15 protein-coding genes are annotated in these 18,442 nt (G+C 72.0%); 14 read left to right on the plus strand and 1 reads right to left on the minus strand.

All coding sequences use genetic code 11. The features are described 5' to 3' along the window. Position 1: 1 nt before the first annotated feature. The 8 genes from murG to ACZ51D_RS27545 all read left to right on the plus strand — a co-directional run bounded on the left by murG (position 2) and on the right by ACZ51D_RS27545 (position 7,773). Positions 2-1,108, plus strand: coding sequence for an undecaprenyldiphospho-muramoylpentapeptide beta-N-acetylglucosaminyltransferase (gene murG, locus ACZ51D_RS27510; protein WP_030239918.1), 1,107 nt, complete (start codon positions 2-4; stop codon positions 1,106-1,108). Continuing rightward, entirely contained in the window at positions 1,101-1,877 is a 777-nt protein-coding gene (locus tag ACZ51D_RS27515) for a cell division protein FtsQ/DivIB (RefSeq protein ID WP_465663764.1), read from the plus strand. Before murG ends, ACZ51D_RS27515 begins: the two co-directional genes overlap by 8 nt. A 363-nt stretch (positions 1,878-2,240) precedes the next feature. Continuing rightward, a complete protein-coding gene (gene ftsZ / locus ACZ51D_RS27520; protein ID WP_465621450.1) occupies positions 2,241-3,467 on the plus strand; it encodes a cell division protein FtsZ in 1,227 nt (408 codons plus the stop codon). Next, positions 3,464-4,195 (plus strand): peptidoglycan editing factor PgeF, encoded by a 732-nt coding sequence (gene pgeF, locus ACZ51D_RS27525; RefSeq protein WP_360505377.1) that lies wholly within the window; start codon positions 3,464-3,466, stop codon positions 4,193-4,195. Before ftsZ ends, pgeF begins: the two co-directional genes overlap by 4 nt. Beyond that, a complete protein-coding gene (locus tag ACZ51D_RS27530) occupies positions 4,195-5,004 on the plus strand; it encodes a YggS family pyridoxal phosphate-dependent enzyme (RefSeq protein ID WP_360505379.1) in 810 nt (269 codons plus the stop codon). Before pgeF ends, ACZ51D_RS27530 begins: the two co-directional genes overlap by 1 nt. Positions 5,005-5,311: 307 nt before the next feature. Continuing rightward, complete coding sequence (locus ACZ51D_RS27535; protein ID WP_360505471.1) at positions 5,312-5,926, plus strand: cell division protein SepF; 615 nt, start codon at positions 5,312-5,314, stop codon at positions 5,924-5,926. A 99-nt stretch (positions 5,927-6,025) separates the two neighbouring features. Next, the gene (locus ACZ51D_RS27540; RefSeq protein WP_030060143.1) at positions 6,026-6,307 is read left to right on the plus strand and encodes a YggT family protein; all 282 of its coding nucleotides are present in this window, start codon (positions 6,026-6,028) and stop codon (positions 6,305-6,307) included. A gap of 59 nt (positions 6,308-6,366) precedes the next feature. Next, positions 6,367-7,773 (plus strand): DivIVA domain-containing protein, encoded by a 1,407-nt coding sequence (locus tag ACZ51D_RS27545; protein WP_465663765.1) that lies wholly within the window; start codon positions 6,367-6,369, stop codon positions 7,771-7,773. Positions 7,774-7,958: 185 nt separating this feature from the next. Here ACZ51D_RS27545 and ileS read toward each other — a convergent pair whose 3' ends face one another. Further along, complete coding sequence (ileS, locus tag ACZ51D_RS27550; protein WP_465621448.1) at positions 7,959-11,090, minus strand: isoleucine--tRNA ligase; 3,132 nt, start codon at positions 11,088-11,090, stop codon at positions 7,959-7,961. 677 nt (positions 11,091-11,767) lie between these two features. Between ileS and ACZ51D_RS27555 the strand changes: the two genes are divergently transcribed. The 6 genes from ACZ51D_RS27555 (at position 11,768) to ACZ51D_RS27580 (ending at position 18,385) form a co-directional block, all read left to right on the plus strand. Beyond that, complete coding sequence (locus ACZ51D_RS27555) at positions 11,768-12,232, plus strand: TraR/DksA family transcriptional regulator (RefSeq protein WP_360505385.1); 465 nt, start codon at positions 11,768-11,770, stop codon at positions 12,230-12,232. A gap of 172 nt (positions 12,233-12,404) precedes the next feature. After that, entirely contained in the window at positions 12,405-13,040 is a 636-nt protein-coding gene (lspA, locus tag ACZ51D_RS27560; protein WP_465621654.1) for a signal peptidase II, read from the plus strand. Between the two features lie 61 nt (positions 13,041-13,101). After that, on the plus strand, positions 13,102-14,040 hold the full coding sequence (locus ACZ51D_RS27565) for an RluA family pseudouridine synthase (protein WP_360505388.1): 939 nt from the start codon (positions 13,102-13,104) through the stop codon (positions 14,038-14,040). A 1-nt stretch (position 14,041) separates the two neighbouring features. Beyond that, positions 14,042-14,515: a GNAT family N-acetyltransferase gene (locus ACZ51D_RS27570; RefSeq protein WP_465621444.1), complete on the plus strand. Its 474-nt coding sequence runs from the start codon at positions 14,042-14,044 to the stop codon at positions 14,513-14,515. Positions 14,516-14,738: 223 nt separating this feature from the next. Continuing rightward, entirely contained in the window at positions 14,739-17,516 is a 2,778-nt protein-coding gene (locus tag ACZ51D_RS27575; RefSeq protein ID WP_465663766.1) for an alpha/beta fold hydrolase, read from the plus strand. Continuing rightward, on the plus strand, positions 17,513-18,385 hold the full coding sequence (locus ACZ51D_RS27580) for an ABC transporter permease (RefSeq protein WP_465621440.1): 873 nt from the start codon (positions 17,513-17,515) through the stop codon (positions 18,383-18,385). Before ACZ51D_RS27575 ends, ACZ51D_RS27580 begins: the two co-directional genes overlap by 4 nt. The last annotated feature ends 57 nt before the right edge of the window (positions 18,386-18,442 follow it).

The raw sequence follows: 18,442 nt of genomic DNA on the forward strand, positions 1-18,442 counted from the left end.
GGTGCATGTCGTACTCGCCGGCGGGGGGACCGCCGGTCACATCGAGCCGGCCATGGCCCTCGCGGACGCCCTCCGCAGGCACGACCCGTCCATCGGGATCACCGCCCTGGGCACCGAGCGCGGTCTGGAGACCCGGCTGGTGCCCGAGCGCGGCTACCAGCTGGAGCTCATCCCGGCCGTCCCGCTGCCCCGCAAGCCCACCCCGGAGCTGATCACCGTCCCCGGCCGGCTGCGCGGCACCGTGCGGGCCGCCCAGGAGATCATCGAGCGGGTCAACGCGGACGCCGTGGTCGGCTTCGGCGGCTACGTCGCGATGCCCGCCTACCTGGCCGCCAAGCGGGCCGGCGTGCCGATCGTGGTGCACGAGGCGAACGCCCGCCCGGGCCTGGCCAACAAGATCGGCGCCCGCTACAGCGACTTCGTGGCGGTCTCCACGCCCGACAGCAAGCTGCGCGACTCCCGGTACATCGGCATCCCGCTGCGCCGCACCATCGCGACCCTGGACCGCAACGCGGCCCGCCCGGAGGCCCGGCACTACTTCGGCCTCGACCAGCGGCTGCCCACCCTGCTGGTCTCCGGCGGCTCCCAGGGCGCCCGCCGGCTCAACGAGACGGTCACCGCGATCGCCCCGCGGCTGCAGCAGTACGGCGTGCAGATCCTGCACGCGGTCGGCCCCAAGAACGAGCTGCCGCAGGTCGCGGACGTCCCCGGGATGCCGCCGTACCGCCCGGTGCCGTACCTGGACCGGATGGACCTCGCCTACGCGGCGGCCGACATGATGCTCTGCCGGGCCGGTGCCATGACGGTGGCCGAGCTGGCGGCCGTCGGCCTGCCCGCCGCCTTCGTCCCGCTGCCGATCGGCAACGGCGAGCAGCGGTTGAACGCCCAGCCGATGGTCAAGGCCGGCGGCGGCCTGCTGGTGGACGACGCCGAGCTGACCCCGGACTGGGTGCTGCAGAACGTGCTGCCGGTGCTCACCGACCCGCAGCGGCTGTGGGACATGAGCCGGTCCGCGGCCGAGTTCGGCCGGCGGGACGCCGACGACCTGCTGGTCGGCATGGTCTACGAGGCGATCCAGGCCCACCGCGGCGGCCGCCGCCGTGGCTGACGGCCGGCTCGCCGACCCGCTCGAAGCGGAGCTGGAGGACGAGGAGTCCGCTCCTCGCCTCCGGCTCTCCCGGCGGGGCATCGTGGTGCTGAGCGTGCTCGGCGCCGCGGTCTTGGGCGGGCTGGCCTGGCTGGTGTTCTACTCGTCGGTGCTGGACGTGCGCAGCGTCGCCGTCCAGGGGACGACCGACGACAAGCTGACGGCGGCCCAGGTCCGCGACGCGATCGGCGGGCTCGGCGACGGCCCGCTGGCCCGGGTGGACCTGGACGACGTCCGGCACCGGGTGGAGGCGATCCCCCGGGTGTCGAAGGCCGAGGTGTGGCGGGGCTGGCCGCACACCCTGCAGGTGAAGGTCGCCCAGCGCAAGGCGGTGGCCGCCGTCAAGGGGGAGGACGGCCGGTTCACCCAGGTGGATGCCGGGGGCGTGAGCTTCGCCACCGAGGCGGCCCCGCCGCAGGGCGTGCCGGTGGTGGAGCTGCGGCTCAGTCAGCAGGCGAACGACGTGGACGGGGTGATCTCCCGTCCGCAGTTGGTCCAGGGCGCGGTGGCGGTGGCCGCCGGGTTGCCGCCGGACGTCGCCAAGCGGGCCGGGGCGGTGCTGGTGCACTCGTACGACGACATCGAGCTGCAGCTCAGCGGGGGTGCGACGGTGCGCTGGGGGAGTCCGGAACAGATCGACCGGAAGGCCCGGGTGCTGGTGGCGCTGCTGAACCAGAAGGGTACGAACTTCGATGTGACCGCTCCGGAGGCGCCGGCGGTGTCGGGATGATCCGGTAGGTTCTGTGCCTGAGGGAGGGGTTGACGCCTCGAAGTGTCGGCCTGAACCTTGGTGGTCACCCCGGTTTCCTAAGCCGGCTGATGATCACATAGGCTCAAAAGAAAAGGGGAAGCTCGGCGTGTTCGTTGAAACACGTGCCAAGAGCCACCTAGTGTCCTGTGTCACCAGACTGTGCCACTTGGTGATGTGACGAAGGCACAGGACTAACCCTAAAGGTCAAGTTTAGGGTTGGGGTCGGCGGTCGGCATTTCGGACATTCAGTCAGAAACCAGGCTCCCTACCCATCGACATCCGTCGGAACGGACCCTCGCCGGGCCGGGCCGACCCGGAAATTCGAGGCGAGAGGCCTTCGACGTGGCAGCACCGCAGAACTACCTCGCAGTCATCAAGGTCGTCGGAATCGGCGGCGGTGGTGTCAACGCCATCAACCGGATGATCGAGGTCGGTCTCAAGGGCGTCGAGTTCATCGCGATCAACACCGATGCGCAGGCCCTCCTGATGAGCGACGCCGACGTCAAGCTCGATGTGGGCCGTGAACTCACCCGGGGCCTCGGCGCCGGCGCCAACCCCGAGGTCGGCCGCAAGGCCGCCGAGGACCACCGCGAGGAGATCGAGGAGGTCCTCAAGGGGGCCGACATGGTCTTCGTGACCGCCGGTGAAGGCGGTGGCACGGGCACGGGCGGCGCGCCCGTCGTCGCCAACATCGCGCGCTCCCTGGGCGCCCTGACCATCGGCGTGGTCACCCGCCCCTTCACCTTCGAGGGCCGGCGCCGGGCCAACCAGGCCGAGGACGGCATCGCGAGCCTGCGCGAAGAGGTCGACACCCTCATCGTGATCCCCAACGACCGGCTGCTGTCCATCTCGGACCGCCAGGTCAGCGTGCTCGACGCGTTCCGCTCGGCCGACCAGGTCCTGCTCTCCGGTGTCCAGGGCATCACCGACCTGATCACCACCCCGGGTCTGATCAACCTCGACTTCGCGGACGTCAAGTCCGTCATGTCGGAGGCCGGTTCGGCCCTCATGGGCATCGGCTCGGCCCGCGGTGAGGACCGCGCCAAGGCCGCCGCCGTGATGGCGATCTCCTCGCCGCTGCTGGAGGCCTCGATCGACGGCGCCCGCGGCGTGCTGCTCTCCATCTCGGGCGGCTCCGACCTCGGCCTGTTCGAGATCAACGAGTCGGCCCAGCTGGTCAGCGAGGCCGCCCACCCCGAGGCCAACATCATCTTCGGCGCGGTCATCGACGACGCGCTCGGCGACGAGGTCCGGGTCACCGTCATCGCGGCCGGCTTCGACGGCGGGCAGCCGCCGGCGATCGTCCGTGACCCGGTGGTCAAGTCCACCGCCTCGGACCGCCCGGCCACCCCGCCGGCCGCCCCGGACCGCCCGGCCAGCCGGCCGTCGTACGGGAGCATCGGCTCGGTGGCGTCCCGTTCGGAGGAGACCCCGGCCGCGTCGACCCGGGCCGAGACCCCGGCCACCACGACCGCCGCCGCCCCGGTGCCGCCGCAGGTGCAGCCGGTCCGGCAGCCCTATGTGGAGAGCCCGGCCGAGGAACTCGACGTCCCGGACTTCCTTAAGTGATCGATCACGCGGTACACGCGGGTGCTCACTTCGCCTTCACCGACCGGTGGGGCGGGGTGAGCACTTCGCCGTACGGGGAGCTCAACCTCGGCGGCGCCGTGGGGGACGACCCGGGGGCCGTCCGGGAGAACCGGGCGCTCGCCGCCCGGGAGCTGGGGATCGAACCGGCCGACGTGGTGTGGATGAACCAGGTGCACGGCGCCGAGGTCGCCGTGGTGACGGAGCGCCAGCCGCTGGGGGCGGCCCCGACGGTGGACGCGGTGGTCACCGACCGGCCGCTCGCCCTCGCGGTGCTGACCGCCGACTGCACTCCGGTGCTGCTGGCCGACCCGGTGGCCGGCGTGGTGGGCGCGGCCCACGCGGGCCGGCCCGGGCTGGCGGCCGGGGTGGTGCCCGCGGTGGTCCGGGCGATGGTCGAACTGGGGGCCGAGCCCGGGCGGATCACCGCCGCCACCGGGCCCGCGGTCTGCGGCAGCTGCTACGAGGTGCCGGCCGAGCTGCGCGCCGAGGTCGCCGCGGTGGTGCCGGAGGCCTTCGCCGAGACCTCCTGGGGGACCCCGGCCCTGGACGTGCCGGAGGGAGTCGCGGCCCAGCTGGCCGCGATGGGGGTCAAGGAGCCGGTGCGGTCACCGGTCTGCACCCTCGAATCCGCCGATCACTACTCCTACCGCCGCGAGCAGCGCACGGGTCGGCTCGCGAGCTACGTCTGGTTGGGCTCCGATCATTGATGACGAATGACATCTACGGACCGTTCCCGGGTGGTCCCGGCCCCTTCTCGCCCGGTCAGGACTGGCTGGGTGCGCTGACGGAGGGCCGACGGGCCCGGTACGAGGAGCTCGGGACCAACCTCGAGGTGGTCGAGCGCCGGATCGCGGCCGCCTGTGCGGCCGCCGGGCGCTCCCGGGACGAGGTCACCCTGATCGTCGTCACCAAGACCTACCCCGCCGAGGACACCGCGCTGCTGGCCGGACTGGGTGTGACGGATGTCGCGGAGAACCGCGACCAGGACGCCGCACCCAAGGCGGAGCAGTGCAGAAACCTTCCTCTTGACTGGCACTTCGTCGGACAGCTGCAGACCAACAAGGTGCGCTCGGTCGTCGGGTACGCGAACCACGTGCACTCGGTGGACCGGCTGCGGCTGGTCGAGTCGCTCTCCGCGGCGGTGCTCAAGTCGGAGCGCCCCGAGCTGGGCTGCCTGGTGCAGGTGGCGCTGGACAAGGCGCACGGCGAGGGCGCGCACCGGGCCGGGGTCGCGCCGGAGGACGTCGCGCGGCTGGCCGACGCCATCGCCGACACGCCCGGGCTGCGGCTTGACGGTGTGATGACCGTCGCTCCGCTGGCCGGACCGCTGGCCGGAGACCCGGCCCGGGCCTTCGATCGGCTGGCGGAAATCGCAACCGGCGTACGGACGGCCCATCCTGCTGCCACCATGGTCTCCGCAGGCATGAGCGGCGACCTTGAGCAGGCGATTGCCGCCGGAGCGACACATGTGCGCGTCGGAACGGCGGTACTCGGAGTGAGGTCACCCCTCAGGTAACGTCACCGGGTAAGTAGATCAGACTGCAGGACAAAATAGGACAGAATCTAGCAGCTCTTCGGAGCGCTAGCGAACCGTGGATCGCAGCTCCGCGGACCCCACTCCACGAACCCTGACAGGCCGTCGGCCTGACGCGCCGTCGTGGATGGACCGTGGAATCCGCAGGCAGGGCCGTACGGCCCCGGCCGCCGGGAGACGGATCCGGTCCCACGGAGTGAGCGAAGCGAGCGACCATCGGACGGGGCGCGGCTTCGCGGAGTAGCCACCGGGCGCCAGCTCGGTGGCCATGAGCGGAGGAGACAGGAGCATGGCCGGCGCAATGCGCAAGATGGCGGTCTACCTCGGCCTCGTGGAGGACGAGACGTACGACGGCCAGGGGTACGACCCCGACGACGACTACGACGCGGACCCCGAGCCGATCCGGACGGGACAGCGGACCGAGGACATCCCCCGGCCGGCCGCCCCGGCCGCCGCCACGCCCGCCCCGGTCTCCTCGATCACTCCGCAGCCGGTGCCGGCGGCGGTGCCGATCCGACAGGAGACCCCGAGGATGGCCCCCGTGTCGTCCATCACACCCGAACGCCGCCACAACCTGGAGAAGAGCGCCCCGGTGATCATGCCCAAGGTAGTGAACGAACGAGAGCCCTACCGCATCACCACGCTGCACCCCCGGACCTACAACGAGGCCCGTACCATCGGGGAACAGTTCCGTGGCGGCACTCCTGTGATCATGAATCTGACCGAGATGGACGACACGGATGCGAAGCGGCTCGTAGACTTCGCCGCTGGACTCGTCTTCGGTCTGCACGGCAGTATCGAGCGCGTGACACAGAAGGTGTTCCTGCTGTCGCCTGCTAACGTCGATGTCACGGCGGAGGACAAGGCTCGGATCGCCGAGGGTGGGTTCTTCAACCAGAGCTGACCCGGCCACGACTTTACGTGTGGATCTGATCAACAGTGGGTTAGCGACAGGTGACGAGGGCGGGCCCGAGGGCTCGGGACCGGGGAGAGGGAAAACGCGATGGACATCGTGTGGGCGGTGCTCTACTACGCCCTGACCGTCTTCCTGGTGTTCCTGCTCGTGCGACTGGTCATGGACTGGGTCTTCCAGTTCGCGCGTTCGTGGCGGCCTGGCAAGGCCATGGTCCTGGTCCTGGAGGCCACGTACACTGTCACGGATCCGCCGCTCAAGCTTCTTCGGCGGCTCATTCCGCCGTTGCGTTTCGGGGGCGTGGCGCTCGACCTGTCCTTCTTCGTACTGATGATCATTGTGTATGTCCTGATCTCGCTTGTGCACCCCTAGTCGTAGGTGAGCGATGCGACAGGATGCCGGTGTGCCGACGATCACGTTGAGGTGAAGAGATGCCATTGACCCCCGAGGACGTTCGGAACAAGCAGTTCACGACCGTCCGCCTGCGTGAAGGCTATGACGAGGACGAGGTCGATGCCTTCCTCGACGAGGTCGAGGCGGAGCTGACGCGCCTCCTCCGGGAGAACGAGGACCTGCGCGCCAAGCTGGCCGCCGCGACTCGTGCCGCCGCGCAGAACCAGGCCAACCTGCGCAAGGAGCCGCCGCAGGACGCCCCCCGTCAGGGTGGCGCCCCCGTCCCGGCCGCCATATCCGGCCCGCCGATCCCCGGCCAGCAAGGCCCGGGCGGCCCGCAGCAGATGGGCCCCGGCGGCCCGCAGCAGCAGATGGGTCAGGGTGGTCCGCAGCAGATGGGCCCCGGTGGCCCGCAGCAGCAGATGGGCAACCAGCCGCTCGGCCTGCCCGCCGGCTCCGCCCCGCAGCTGCCGCCGGCCGGCGGCCAGCAGCAGATGAACCAGACCATGGGCGGCCAGCAGCAGCTGGTCCAGCCGATGGGCGGTCAGATGCTCCAGCCCATGGGCGGCCCCGGTGGCCCGCAGCAGATGGGCAACCCGATGGGCCAGGGTATGGGCCAGGGCATGGGCCAGGGCCAGGGTATGGGCCAGGGCATGGGCCAGCAGCAGATGCAGCAGATGGGCGGCCCCATGGGCGGCCAGCAGCAGATGGGCAACCCGCAGCAGATGGGCGGCCCGCTCGGCGCCCCGATGCAGCAGCAGGGCCCCGGTGGCGACAGCGCGGCCCGCGTGCTGGCGCTCGCCCAGCAGACCGCCGACCAGGCGATCTCCGAGGCCCGTTCCGAGGCCAACAAGATCGTCGGCGAGGCGCGCAGCCGGGCCGAAGGCCTCGAGCGCGACGCCCGTGCCAAGGCCGACGCCCTGGAGCGGGACGCGCAGGAGAAGCACCGCGTCGCGATGGGCTCCCTGGAGTCCGCGCGGGCCACGCTGGAGCGCAAGGTCGAGGACCTGCGGGCGTTCGAGCGTGAGTACCGCACGCGTCTGAAGTCGTACCTGGAGACCCAGCTCCGTCAGCTGGAGTCGCAGGCCGACGACTCGCTCGCCCCGCCGCGGATCCCCGCCACCGCGTCGCTGCCGCCGGCAGCCTCGTCGATGGCGTCGGCCGGTGCCGGTGCGATGGGCAGCGGTGCGCCGAGCTTCGGTGGCAACCAGCCGTCCTTCGGGGGCAGCTCGCCGTCCTTCGGCGGGAACAGCTCCTTCGGCGGCAACACCTCGGCGCCGAGCTTCGGTGGACAGCCCAACGTCGGCAACGGCGGTGCTCCGCAGATGCAGCCGGCCGGGATGACCCAGCCGATGGCGGCCGTCCGGCCGCAGCCGCCGCAGCCGATGCAGCAGGCTCCGGCGCCGATGCGGGGCTTCCTGATCGACGAGGACGGCGACAACTGAGGTTGTAGCAGGGCCTTCTGAGGGCGTCCCCTTTCTGACCTCCGGGTCGGGGAGGGGGCGCCTTCTTGTGTGGGCGGGTGGGGGTGGAGACGGGGCCGGACCGGGGGTTCGGGGGAGGGGCGCGGGGTGGGTGTGGGTATGGCGAAGCCGCCGTCACCCGGGGGTGACGGCGGCTTCGCCGGGGGTCAGGCCTTGCGGAGTTGGAAGGCGAGGCCGAGCGAGTCGTCGGTGAAGGTCTCGGAGTCCCAGTCGGCTGCGCCGGCGGCGAAGTCGGTGGCGAGGACCTCCTCGGCGACGAGGGGGCCGTGTTCGGCGATGGCCTCGGCGGTCTCCTCGGTGGCGGCGCGCCAGCGCAGGACGATGCGGTCGGCGACGTCCAGGCCGGAGTTCTTGCGGGCCTCCTGGATCTGGCGGATGGCGTCGCGGGCGACGCCGAGGCGCTTGAGCTCCGGGGTGATGGCCAGGTCGAGGGCGACGGTGGCGCCGGACTCGTTGGCGACGGCCCAGCCCTCGCGCGGGGTCTCGGTGATGATCACCTCGTCCGGCGAAAGGGTGATCGTCTCGCCGTCGAGCTCGACGCGGGTCTCGCCGTCGGCGCGCAGCTCGGCGGCCAGGCGGGCGGCGTCGGTGGCGGCGACCGCCTTGGCGACGTCCTGCACGCCCTTGCCGAAACGCTTGCCCAGCGCGCGGAAGTTGGCCTTGGCGCTCGTGTCGACGAGTGAGCCCCCGACCTCCGCGAGCGACTCCAGGGTGGAGACGTTGAGCTCCTCGGCGATCTGCGCGCGCAGGTCGGCGGGCAGCTCCTCCCAGCCCTGGGCGGCGACCAGCGCGCGGGAGAGCGGCTGACGGGTCTTCACGCCGGACTCGGCGCGGGTGGCCCGGCCCAGCTCGACCAGGCGGCGGACCAGCGCCATGTGCCGGGAGAGGTCCGCGTCGATCAGCGACTCGTCGGCCTGTGGCCAGGTGGCCAGGTGGACCGAGGCCGGGGCGTCCGGGACGACCGGGACGACCAGGTCCTGCCAGACCTGCTCGGTGATGAACGGGGTGAGCGGGGCCATCAGGCGGGTGACCGTCTCCAGCGCCTCGTGCAGGGTGGCCAGCGCGGCGGCGTCGCCCTGCCAGAAGCGGCGGCGGCCGCGGCGGACGTACCAGTTGGACAGGTCGTCGACGAAGCCGGAGAGCAGCTTGCCGGCGCGCTGGGTGTCGTACGCCTCGAAGGCCGCGTCGACCTCGCGGACCAGGGTGTTCAGCTCGGAGAGCACCCAGCGGTCCAGCTGCGGGCGGTCGGCCGGGGCCGGGTCGCTCGCGGAGGGCGCCCAGTTCGAGGTGCGGGCGTACAGGGCCTGGAAGGCGACGGTGTTCCAGTAGGTGAGGAGGGTCTTGCGGACCACCTCCTGGATGGTGCCGTGGCCGACCCGGCGGGCCGACCAGGGCGAGCCGCCGGCCGCCATGAACCAGCGGACGGCGTCGGCGCCGTGCTGGTCCATCAGCGGGATGGGCTGCAGGATGTTGCCCAGGTGCTTGGACATCTTGCGGCCGTCCTCGGCCAGGATGTGGCCCAGGCAGACGACGTTCTCGTAGCTGTTCTTGTCGAACACCAGGGTGCCGACCGCCATCAGCGTGTAGAACCAGCCGCGGGTCTGGTCGATCGCCTCGGAGATGAACTGCGCCGGGTAGCGCTTCTCGAACAGCTCCTTGTTCTGGTACGGGTAGCCGTACTGGGCGAAGGGCATCGAGCCCGAGTCGTACCAGGCGTCGATGACCTCGGGCACGCGGGTGGCGGTGCCGCCGCAGTCGCGGCAGGCGAAGGTCACCGCGTCGATGTACGGGCGGTGCGGGTCGAGTCCGCTCTGGTCGGTGCCGGTGAGCTCGGTCAGCTCGGCCAGCGAGCCGACGCAGGTGAGGTGGCCCTCCTCGCAGCGCCAGATCGGCAGCGGGGTGCCCCAGTAGCGGTTGCGGCTGAGCGCCCAGTCGATGTTGTTGTTCAGCCAGTCGCCGAAACGGCCGTGCTTGACCGTCTCAGGGAACCAGTTGGTGGCCTCGTTCTCGCGGATCAGCGCGTCCTTGACGGCGGTGGTCCGGATGTACCAGGACGGCTGCGCGTAGTAGAGCAGCGCGGTGTGGCAGCGCCAGCAGTGCGGGTAGCTGTGCTCGTACGGCAGGTGGCGGAAGAGCAGGCCGCGCTCCTTGAGGTCCGCGACCAGGGCCTCGTCGGCCTTCTTGAAGAACTGGCCGCCGACCAGCGGGACCTCGGGGGCGAAGGTGCCGTCGGCGAGCACCGGGTTGACCACCGGCAGGCCGTACTTGCGGCAGGTCGCGAGGTCGTCCGCGCCGAAGGCGGGGGACTGGTGGACGATGCCGGTGCCGTCCTCGGTGGTGACGTAGTCGGCGTTGAGGACGTAGTGCGCGTTCTCGATCTCGACCAGGTCGAAGGGGCGGCGGTAGGCCCAGCGCTCCATCTCGGCGCCGGTGAAGGACTCGCCGGTGGTCTCCCAGCCCTCGCCGAGGGCCTTGGCGACCAGCGGCTCGGCGACGACCAGCTTCTCGTTGCCGTCGGTGGCCACCACGTAGGTGACCTCGGGGTGGACGGCGGCGGCGGTGTTGGAGACCAGGGTCCACGGGGTGGTGGTCCACACCAGCAGGGCGGCCTGGCCGGCCAGCGGGCCGCTGGTCAGCGGGAAGCGGACGAAGACCGAGGGGTCGACCACGGTCTCGTAGCCCTGGGCCAGCTCGTGGTCGGACAGGCCGGTGCCGCAGCGCGGACACCAGGGGGCGACCCGGTGGTCCTGGACCAGCAGGCCCTTGTCGAAGATCTGCCGGAGCGACCACCAGACGGACTGGACGTACGACGGGTCCATCGTCCGGTAGGCCGAGTCCAGGTCGACCCAGTACCCCATGCGGGTGGTCAGCTCGGCGAAGGCGTCGGTGTGGCGGGTCACCGAGTCGCGGCACTTGGCGTTGAACTCGGCGATGCCGTACGCCTCGATGTCCTGCTTGCCGGAGAAGCCGAGCTCCTTCTCGACGGCGAGCTCGACCGGGAGGCCGTGGCAGTCCCAGCCGGCCTTGCGGGCGACGTGGTAGCCCTTCATGGTCCGGTAGCGCGGGAAGACGTCCTTGAAGACGCGGGCCTCGATGTGGTGGGCGCCGGGCATGCCGTTGGCGGTCGGCGGGCCCTCGTAGAAGACCCACTCGGGGCGGCCCTCGGACTGTTCCAGACTGCGCTGGAAGATCTTGTTGTCCTGCCAGAACGACAGGATCTGGTGCTCCAGGGCAGGCAGGTCCACCTGCGCCGGGACGGGGTTGTAGGAGCTGCTCATCGCGGGCGTCTACCTCCGGCGGATGCTGGGACTGGATCCTCCGGAGGGACGAGACGGCCAGGCCGCCCCGCGGTACCACCCTCCTTGGCCGCGGTGCTGCGTTGCGGCCCTCTTGTTTGGGCTTGCTGCCGGGTCTAGTGGACCGCCGCGGGCTTCGCGGTGGCCGTTCTTCCGGCGGCTCCGGGGTGATCTTCCCGTCGTGCACACCCCCGGGCTCGCACCATCCCCGGGTCGCTCGTGGCTGCGTACGTCGGTACTCGTCCCATCTGCGCCTTGCAGGGCCAGTGTATCGGCCGGGCGAGTCGGTTTGTCCAAACCGTTTCGGGCGGGCGGCCTCCGGGGCGGGCGGCCGGGTTGGTGGCCGGGCTGGTGGCGGGGCTGGTCAGGGCGGTGGTCGGGGCGGTGGTTAGGCGGGGGCGATGTGGGCACAACCCTGTCAGCGCGAGGGGCGTGGCGGCTGGGGCGGCTGCCTGGGTGGGATCGTCATGAGGCGTCGGTATGTCATGTTGTGACCGGTTTTGATCGGGATTATCGTTCCGGCACTGGAAGCCGCCGGGAACCGGCGGCTCGATTCGTTCGTAGATGGAGTCGAAGCCATGGCTGAGAAGGGAACCGGCGCGGGTACCGCCACCAAGCGGGCACGCAAGGCCGTGGCGGTCGATCCAGGGGAGGGGACCGTGACCACTACCGCACCGAAGTCCAGCACCGACACCGTCACCGTGCCGCGTGGGGCCGAGTCCGTGGACCCGGCAACGCTGCCGGTCCGGCCCGGCGAGGATCCGTGGACCACCGAGGAGGTCCACGAGCTCCACAACGAGCTGATCGGCGAGCTGGAGCGGCTGCAGAACGAGATCGACGCCGCCGAGGCGGCCATCTCCGGTCTGATGCGCGACTCCAACGACGGGGCCGGCGACGACCAGGTCGACGCCGGGACGAAGAACATCTCGCGGGAGAGCGAGCTGGCGCTGGCCAACAACGCGCGCGACAGCCTCGCCCAGACCGAGCGCGCCCTGGGCCGGCTGGAGGGCGTCGGGTTCGGCACCTGCGAGTCCTGCGGAAAGGCCATCGGCAAGGCCCGGATGCAGGCCTTCCCGCGGGCGACGCTCTGCGTGCAGTGCAAGGCCAAGCAGGAACGCCGCTGAACCGGCTGCCGAACCGGGCGACCGGAGCGACGCGGGGGGTCGGGCTTGCCGTACGCTCGACCCCGTAACGTCGCCTGACTCGTCTGTTCGTGGTTGCGGACGCGGTCGGGTCGGCACTGGCCCACCACCCTCCCCCTCCTACGCCGGGGGAGCTCCATCGGCAGCGGAGCGGATCATCAGTACGCAAGGTTCCCCCCAGACCCGGGACGACGCAGTCCCGTCCCCCGCCGATGGCGTGGAGGTGCCCGTGGCCGAGCCGTCCGAGGCGGCGTCCGTGGACGAACCGACGGTGGCGGAGAAGCCCAAGGGCCCGCGGCGGATCGGGGTACTGCTGGTCATCGCGGTCCTCGCCTTCCTGATCGACCTCGCCAGCAAGCTGCTGGTCGTCGCCAAGCTGGAGAACCACTCGGCGATCAAGGTGATCGGGGACGTCGTCACCTTCCAGGTGATCCGCAACTCGGGCGCGGCGTTCGGCATGGGCCAGGCCCTGACCGTCGTCTTCACGATGATCGCCTCCGCCGTCATCGTGGTGATCTGGCGGATCGCCCGCCGGCTGTACAGCCTGCCGTGGGCGATCGCGCTCGGACTGCTGCTCGGCGGGGCGCTGGGCAACCTCACCGACCGGCTGTTCCGCTGGCCCGGCGTCTTCCGCGGACACGTCGTGGACTTCATCTCCGTCCAGCATTTCGCGGTCTTCAACCTCGCCGACTCGGCGATCGTCTGCGGCGGGATCCTGGTCGTGCTGCTGTCCTTCCGGGGCAGCAACCCGGACGGGACCGTCCACCAGCAGGGTGGCAAGGAGGAGTAGCGCGGCGGCCGCCCGCCCGCCCCGGGAAGGGGCGGGCCGGGTTTCCGGCATACTCGTACGGGTGAGTACCGCAGCGCAGATCCGAAGCCTCCCCGTTCCCGACGGCCTGGAGGGCGAACGCCTCGACGCCGCCCTGGCCCGGATGTTCGGCTTCTCCCGGACCAAGGCCGCCGAGCTGGCCGCCGACGGCAAGGTGACGCTCGACGGCGCCGTGGCCGGAAAGTCGGACCGGGTGACCGGCGGTTCCTGGCTGGAGGTCGAGATCCCCGCCCCCGCCGCCCCGGTGCAGATCGTCGCCGAGCACGTCGAGGGCATGCGGATCGTCCACGACGACGAGGACATCGTGCTGGTCGACAAGCCGGTCGGCGTCGCCGCGCACCCCAGCCCGGGCTGGACCGGCCCCACCGTGATCGGCGGGCTCGCCGCGGCCGGGTACCGGATCTCCACCTCGGGCGCGGCCGAGCGGCAGGGCATCGTGCACCGGCTGGACGTCGGCACCTCGGGCCTGATGGTCGTCGCCAAGTCCGAGCGCGCGTACACCGACCTCAAGCGGCAATTCCACGACCGGATCACCGACAAGCGGTACCACACGCTGGTCCAGGGGCACCCGGACCCGATGAGCGGCACCGTGGACGCGCCGATCGGGCGGCACCCCAGCTCGGACTGGAAGTGGGCGGTGACCCAGGACGGCAAGGCGTCCGTCACGCACTACGACCTGATCGAGGCGTACCGGGCCGCGTCGCTGCTGGCGATCAAGCTGGAGACCGGGCGCACCCACCAGATCCGCGTCCACATGTCCGCGCTGCGGCACCCGTGCGTGGGCGACCTGACGTACGGGGCCGACCCGACGCTGGCCAAGCGGCTCGGGCTGACCCGGCAGTGGCTGCACGCGGTGTCGCTCGGCTTCGAGCACCCGTCGGACGGGCAGTGGGTCGAGTTCTCCAGCGAGTACCCCGCCGACCTGCAGGGCGCGCTGGACGTCATCGCGGCGGAGAGCTGACATGAGCACTGGCGTGGGGATCGCCATCCGGGTCGCCGAGGGTGACGCCGACCTGGCGCTCGTGCGGGCGGTCCGGCGGGAGGTGTTCATCGTCGAGCAGAACGTGCCGGAGGAGCTGGAGTACGACCGGTACGACGGGACCTCGGTGCACCTGCTGGCGGTGGGCGCCGACGGGGCCGCGCTCGGCACCGGGCGGCTGATCTTCGGCGACCAGGCGCGGGAGCTGACCGGGGGCGTCGAGGGGCGGGTGCTGCTCGGGCGGCTCGCGGTGCTGCCGGCGGCCCGGGGGACCGGGCTGGGGGCGCAGCTCGTGCGGGCGATCGAGGCCGCGGGGGCGGAGCGCGGGGCCTCGGAGGTGGAGCTGCACGCGCAGGTCCACGCGCTCGGGTTCTACGAGCGGCTCGGGTACGTGGCGGAGGGACCGGTGTACGACGACGCCGGGATTCCGCACCGGACGATGACCCGGGTGCTGTAGGCGGCGCTGTAGGCCTTGCGTTTCGCGCGGTTCCCCGCGCCCCGTCGGGGCGCGGGGAATTCGTGTTCGGTGGTGGGCTTCGGGGGTGGGTTTCGGGGGTGGGGGAGAGGCGAGGCGGAGCCGTACGCAACCCGGGCGTAGTGGGGTGAACCGGGCTCACGGCGGGCCGGCTTCAGGGGTGCTTATCAGGCGCCTACCCGGACGGCGGATACGATCAGCGGCCATGGAGTTCGGTGGGGCATGGCGTCGCTGGCGCGGCCGGGGTACGACGGTCAGGCGAAGGGTGCTGGCCGGTGCGGTCGCCCTGGTGGCGGTGGCCGGGGTGGGCACGGCGACAGTGGCGTCCGGCGGTGAGCAGACGGTCCGACAGGAGGACCGTTTCCTCAGCATGCCGGAGACGCCCGGCGGCACGCAGCAGGTCCAGCTGGACACCTCGTTCTTCACCGCCGGAAGCGGTCCGCGTCCGGCGGTGCTGCTGGCGCACGGCTTCGGCGGCTCCAAGGAGGGCGAGCGCGAACGCGCCCAGCAGCTCGCCCGGCAGGGGTACGCGGTGCTGACCTGGTCGGCGCGCGGGTTCGGCCGCTCGGGCGGCAAGATCGGCCTCAACGCGCCGGACCGCGAGGTCGAGGACGTCCGGCACCTGGTGGACTGGTTGGCCCAGCGGCCCGAAGTGCAGCTCGACGGGCCCGGCGACCCGAAGGTCGGCATCACCGGCGCCTCGTACGGCGGGGCGATCTCGCTGCTGGCCTCCGCGTACGACCACCGGATCGACGCGGTGGCGACCCAGATCACCTGGTGGAACCTGGCGGACGCGCTGTTCCCGCAGGGCGTGCAGGGCTCGGCCGCGGCGGACGGCGTGTTCAAGAAGCTGTGGGCCGGGATCTTCTTCACCACCGGCTCGGCCGGGGACCTCGGGCCGTCCGGCGGTGCGCCGCGCGAGGGCGGCGAGGCTAAGCCGATGGCGGACGGGCAGGCCGGGTGCGGGCGGTTCCTGGAGTCGCTCTGCCAGATGTACGACCGGGTCGCCACCGCCGGGCACGCCGACCCGGAGGCCGTCGCGCTGCTGGACCGCTCCAGCCCGTCCTCGGTCGCCGCGCAGCTCAAGGCGCCCACGCTGGTGGTGCAGGGGCAGCAGGACTCGCTGTTCCCGCTCGACCAGGGCGACCGGATCGCGCAGGCGATCGCCGCGAACGGCGCGCCGGTGGCGGTGGACTGGTTCGCCGGCGGACACGACGGGGGGACGGACACCAGCGCGCGGGTCGACGACCGGGTGACGGCCTGGTTCGAGCACTACCTGCGAGGCCGCGGCAACGACACCGGGCCGGCGTTCCGGGTGACCCGGACCGGCGGGGTGGACTCCACCGGCTTCCAGGCCGTGCTGCGCGGGGCCACCGCCGACCGCTACCCCGGGCTCGGCGGGACGGGCTCGCGGGCCGTCGCGGTGACGGGCGGGGAGAAGACCATCGCCAACCCGCCCGGCGGGGCGCCGCCGGGGATCTCGACGCTGCCGGGCATCGGCGCCCTGAGCCAGGCCGCCTCGCTGGGCGCCGGGCTGTCGCTGGACTTCCCCGGGCAGAACGCCGCCTTCGACTCGCCGCCGCTGGACTCGCCGCTGCACCTGACCGGGCAGCCGACCGTGCCGGTGCGGGTGAAGGCGGACCGGCCGGACGCGGTGCTGTTCGCGAAGCTGTACGACGTCGGGCCGGACGGCAAGGCGGTGCTGCCGCAGCAGCTCGCCGCGCCGCTGCGGGTCACCGGCGCGGACGCCGGGCGGACGGTCACCGTGGCGCTGCCGACGGTGGACCACACCTTCCCGGCCGGGCACCGGGTGCGGCTGGTGCTGGCGAGCACCGACCTCGCGTACGCCTCGCCCGTCGAGTCGGCCACCTACCAGGTCGCGCCGGCCGGGGTGATCACCGCGCCGACCGTTCAGGAGCTGGTCACCGAAGCGGCGCCGCTGCCCGCGCGGACCTGGCTGCTGCCGCTGGCCGCCGTGGTGGTGGCTGCGGGCCTGGTGCTGACGCCGCGGCTGCGGCGTCGGCGGGCGGCCGGCGGCCCGGAGTTCGATCCGGAGCTGGCCGCGGTCCCGCTGCGGATCAGCGGGCTGAGCAAGCGCTACAAGGGCTCCCAGGACCGCTACGCCGTAAGGGAGTTGGGCTTCCGGGTGGACCAGGGGCAGGTGCTCGGGCTGCTCGGGCCGAACGGCGCGGGCAAGACCACCACGCTGCGGATGCTGATGGGCCTGATCCGGCCGGACGCCGGGGAGATCCGGATCTTCGGGCACCTGGTGCGGCCCGGGGCGCCGGTGCTGTCGCGGGTCGGGGCGTTCGTGGAGGGAGCGGGCTTCCTGCCGCACCTCACCGGGCGGGCCAACCTGCGGCTGTACTGGCAGGCGACCGGGCGGCCGGAGGCCGACGCGTGCTTCGAGGGGGCGCTGGCCATCGCGGGGCTCGGGGAGGCGCTGGACCGCGCGGTGCGGACGTACTCGCAGGGCATGCGGCAGCGGCTGGCGATCGCGCAGGCCATGCTCGGGATGCCGGACCTGCTGATCCTGGACGAGCCGACCAACGGGCTGGACCCGCCGCAGATCCGCGAGATGCGCGAGGTGATGATCCGGTACGCAGCGGGCGGGCGGACGGTGATCGTTTCGAGTCACCTGCTGTCCGAGGTCGAGCAGAGCTGTACGGATCTGGTCGTGATGGACCGAGGGAAGCTGGTGACGGCCGGTGCCGTCAGTGAGATCGTCGGGTCGTCGGAGCTGCTGATGATCGGCGTCGCCGCTTCGTACGACCCGGAGTCGGCGGCCGAGAAGGTGGCCGCGCTGGCCGGGGTCGGCTCGGCGGAGGCCGTCGAGGACGGGCTGCTGGTACGGCTCGACGGCCTGGCCGCGAGCGAACTGCTCGCGGAGCTGGTGCGGCTGGGGGTGCCGGTGCAGAGCGCCGGGCCGCAGCGGCGGTTGGAGGACGCGTTCCTGTCGTTGATCGGAGGTGGCGAGCGATGAGCCAGGTCTCGGAGGTCTCCGCAGTCTCGGCTGACCACGCGGAGGGGTACCGGGCGAGCCGGACGCTGCCGCTGCGGGTGGAGGCGATGCGCCAGCTGCGCCGGCGCCGCACCCTGGTGATCGGCGCGGTGCTGGCCGCCATGCCGTTCGTCCTCCTGGCCGCGTTCCAGATCGGCGGCACCCCGGGCCGACCCGACCGGACCACCTTCATCGAGCTGGCCACCGCCTCGGGCGCCAACTTCGCGGTCACCATGCTCTTCGTGGGCACCGGCTTCATGCTGGTGATCCCGGTCGCGCTGTTCTGCGGGGACACCGTCGCCTCGGAGGCCAGCTGGTCCTCGCTGCGGTACCTGCTGGCCGCGCCCGTGCCCCGGGCCCGGCTGCTGGCCCGCAAGTTCACGGTCGGGCTGGTGTTCTCGGCGGTCGCCGTGGTCATGCTGCCCGCGATCGGACTGGTCGTCGGGACCGCCGCCTACGGGTGGGGCGACCTCAAGCTGCCCGCCGGGGCCAGCCTGCCGGCCGGCGAGGCGCTGCCCAGGATCGCCATCGCGGTGGCCTTCGTCTTCCTGAGCGAGATCGTGATCGCGGCCCTCGCGTTCTGGCTGTCCACGGCGACGGACGCGCCGTTGGGCGCGGTCGGCGGCGCGGTGTTCGCGTCGATCATCACCGGGGTGCTGGACGCCGTCACCGCGCTCGGCGACCTGCGGGAATGGCTGCCGGCGCACTGGCAGTACGCCTGGGCGGACGCGCTGCAGCCGCAACTGGAATGGGGCGGGATGGTGCAGGGCGTCTCGCTGTCGCTCTCGTACGCGGCGGTGCTGCTGGCGCTCGCGTTCCGGGGGTTCGCGCGCAAGGACGTGGTGTCGTAGGGCCCGGACGGTGTCATGGGGCCCGGTGGTGTCGTGGCGGCGGGTGGGACATGGGGG

Source organism: Kitasatospora sp. NPDC033851 (genome assembly GCF_055576085.1).

What these genes read in the sequence shown, in the direction of transcription:
- ACZ51D_RS27530 (WP_360505379.1), top strand. Translation starts at nt 4,195, where the DNA reads ATGACGAATGACATCTACGGACCGTTCCCGGGTGGTCCCGGCCCCTTC.
- ACZ51D_RS27535 (WP_360505471.1), top strand. Translation starts at nt 5,312, where the DNA reads ATGGCCGGCGCAATGCGCAAGATGGCGGTCTACCTCGGCCTCGTGGAG.
- ACZ51D_RS27540 (WP_030060143.1), top strand. Translation starts at nt 6,026, where the DNA reads ATGGACATCGTGTGGGCGGTGCTCTACTACGCCCTGACCGTCTTCCTG.
- ACZ51D_RS27545 (WP_465663765.1), top strand. Translation starts at nt 6,367, where the DNA reads ATGCCATTGACCCCCGAGGACGTTCGGAACAAGCAGTTCACGACCGTC.
- ileS (WP_465621448.1), bottom strand. Translation starts at nt 11,090, where the DNA reads ATGAGCAGCTCCTACAACCCCGTCCCGGCGCAGGTGGACCTGCCTGCC.
- ACZ51D_RS27570 (WP_465621444.1), top strand. Translation starts at nt 14,042, where the DNA reads ATGAGCACTGGCGTGGGGATCGCCATCCGGGTCGCCGAGGGTGACGCC.
- ACZ51D_RS27575 (WP_465663766.1), top strand. Translation starts at nt 14,739, where the DNA reads ATGGAGTTCGGTGGGGCATGGCGTCGCTGGCGCGGCCGGGGTACGACG.
- ACZ51D_RS27580 (WP_465621440.1), top strand. Translation starts at nt 17,513, where the DNA reads ATGAGCCAGGTCTCGGAGGTCTCCGCAGTCTCGGCTGACCACGCGGAG.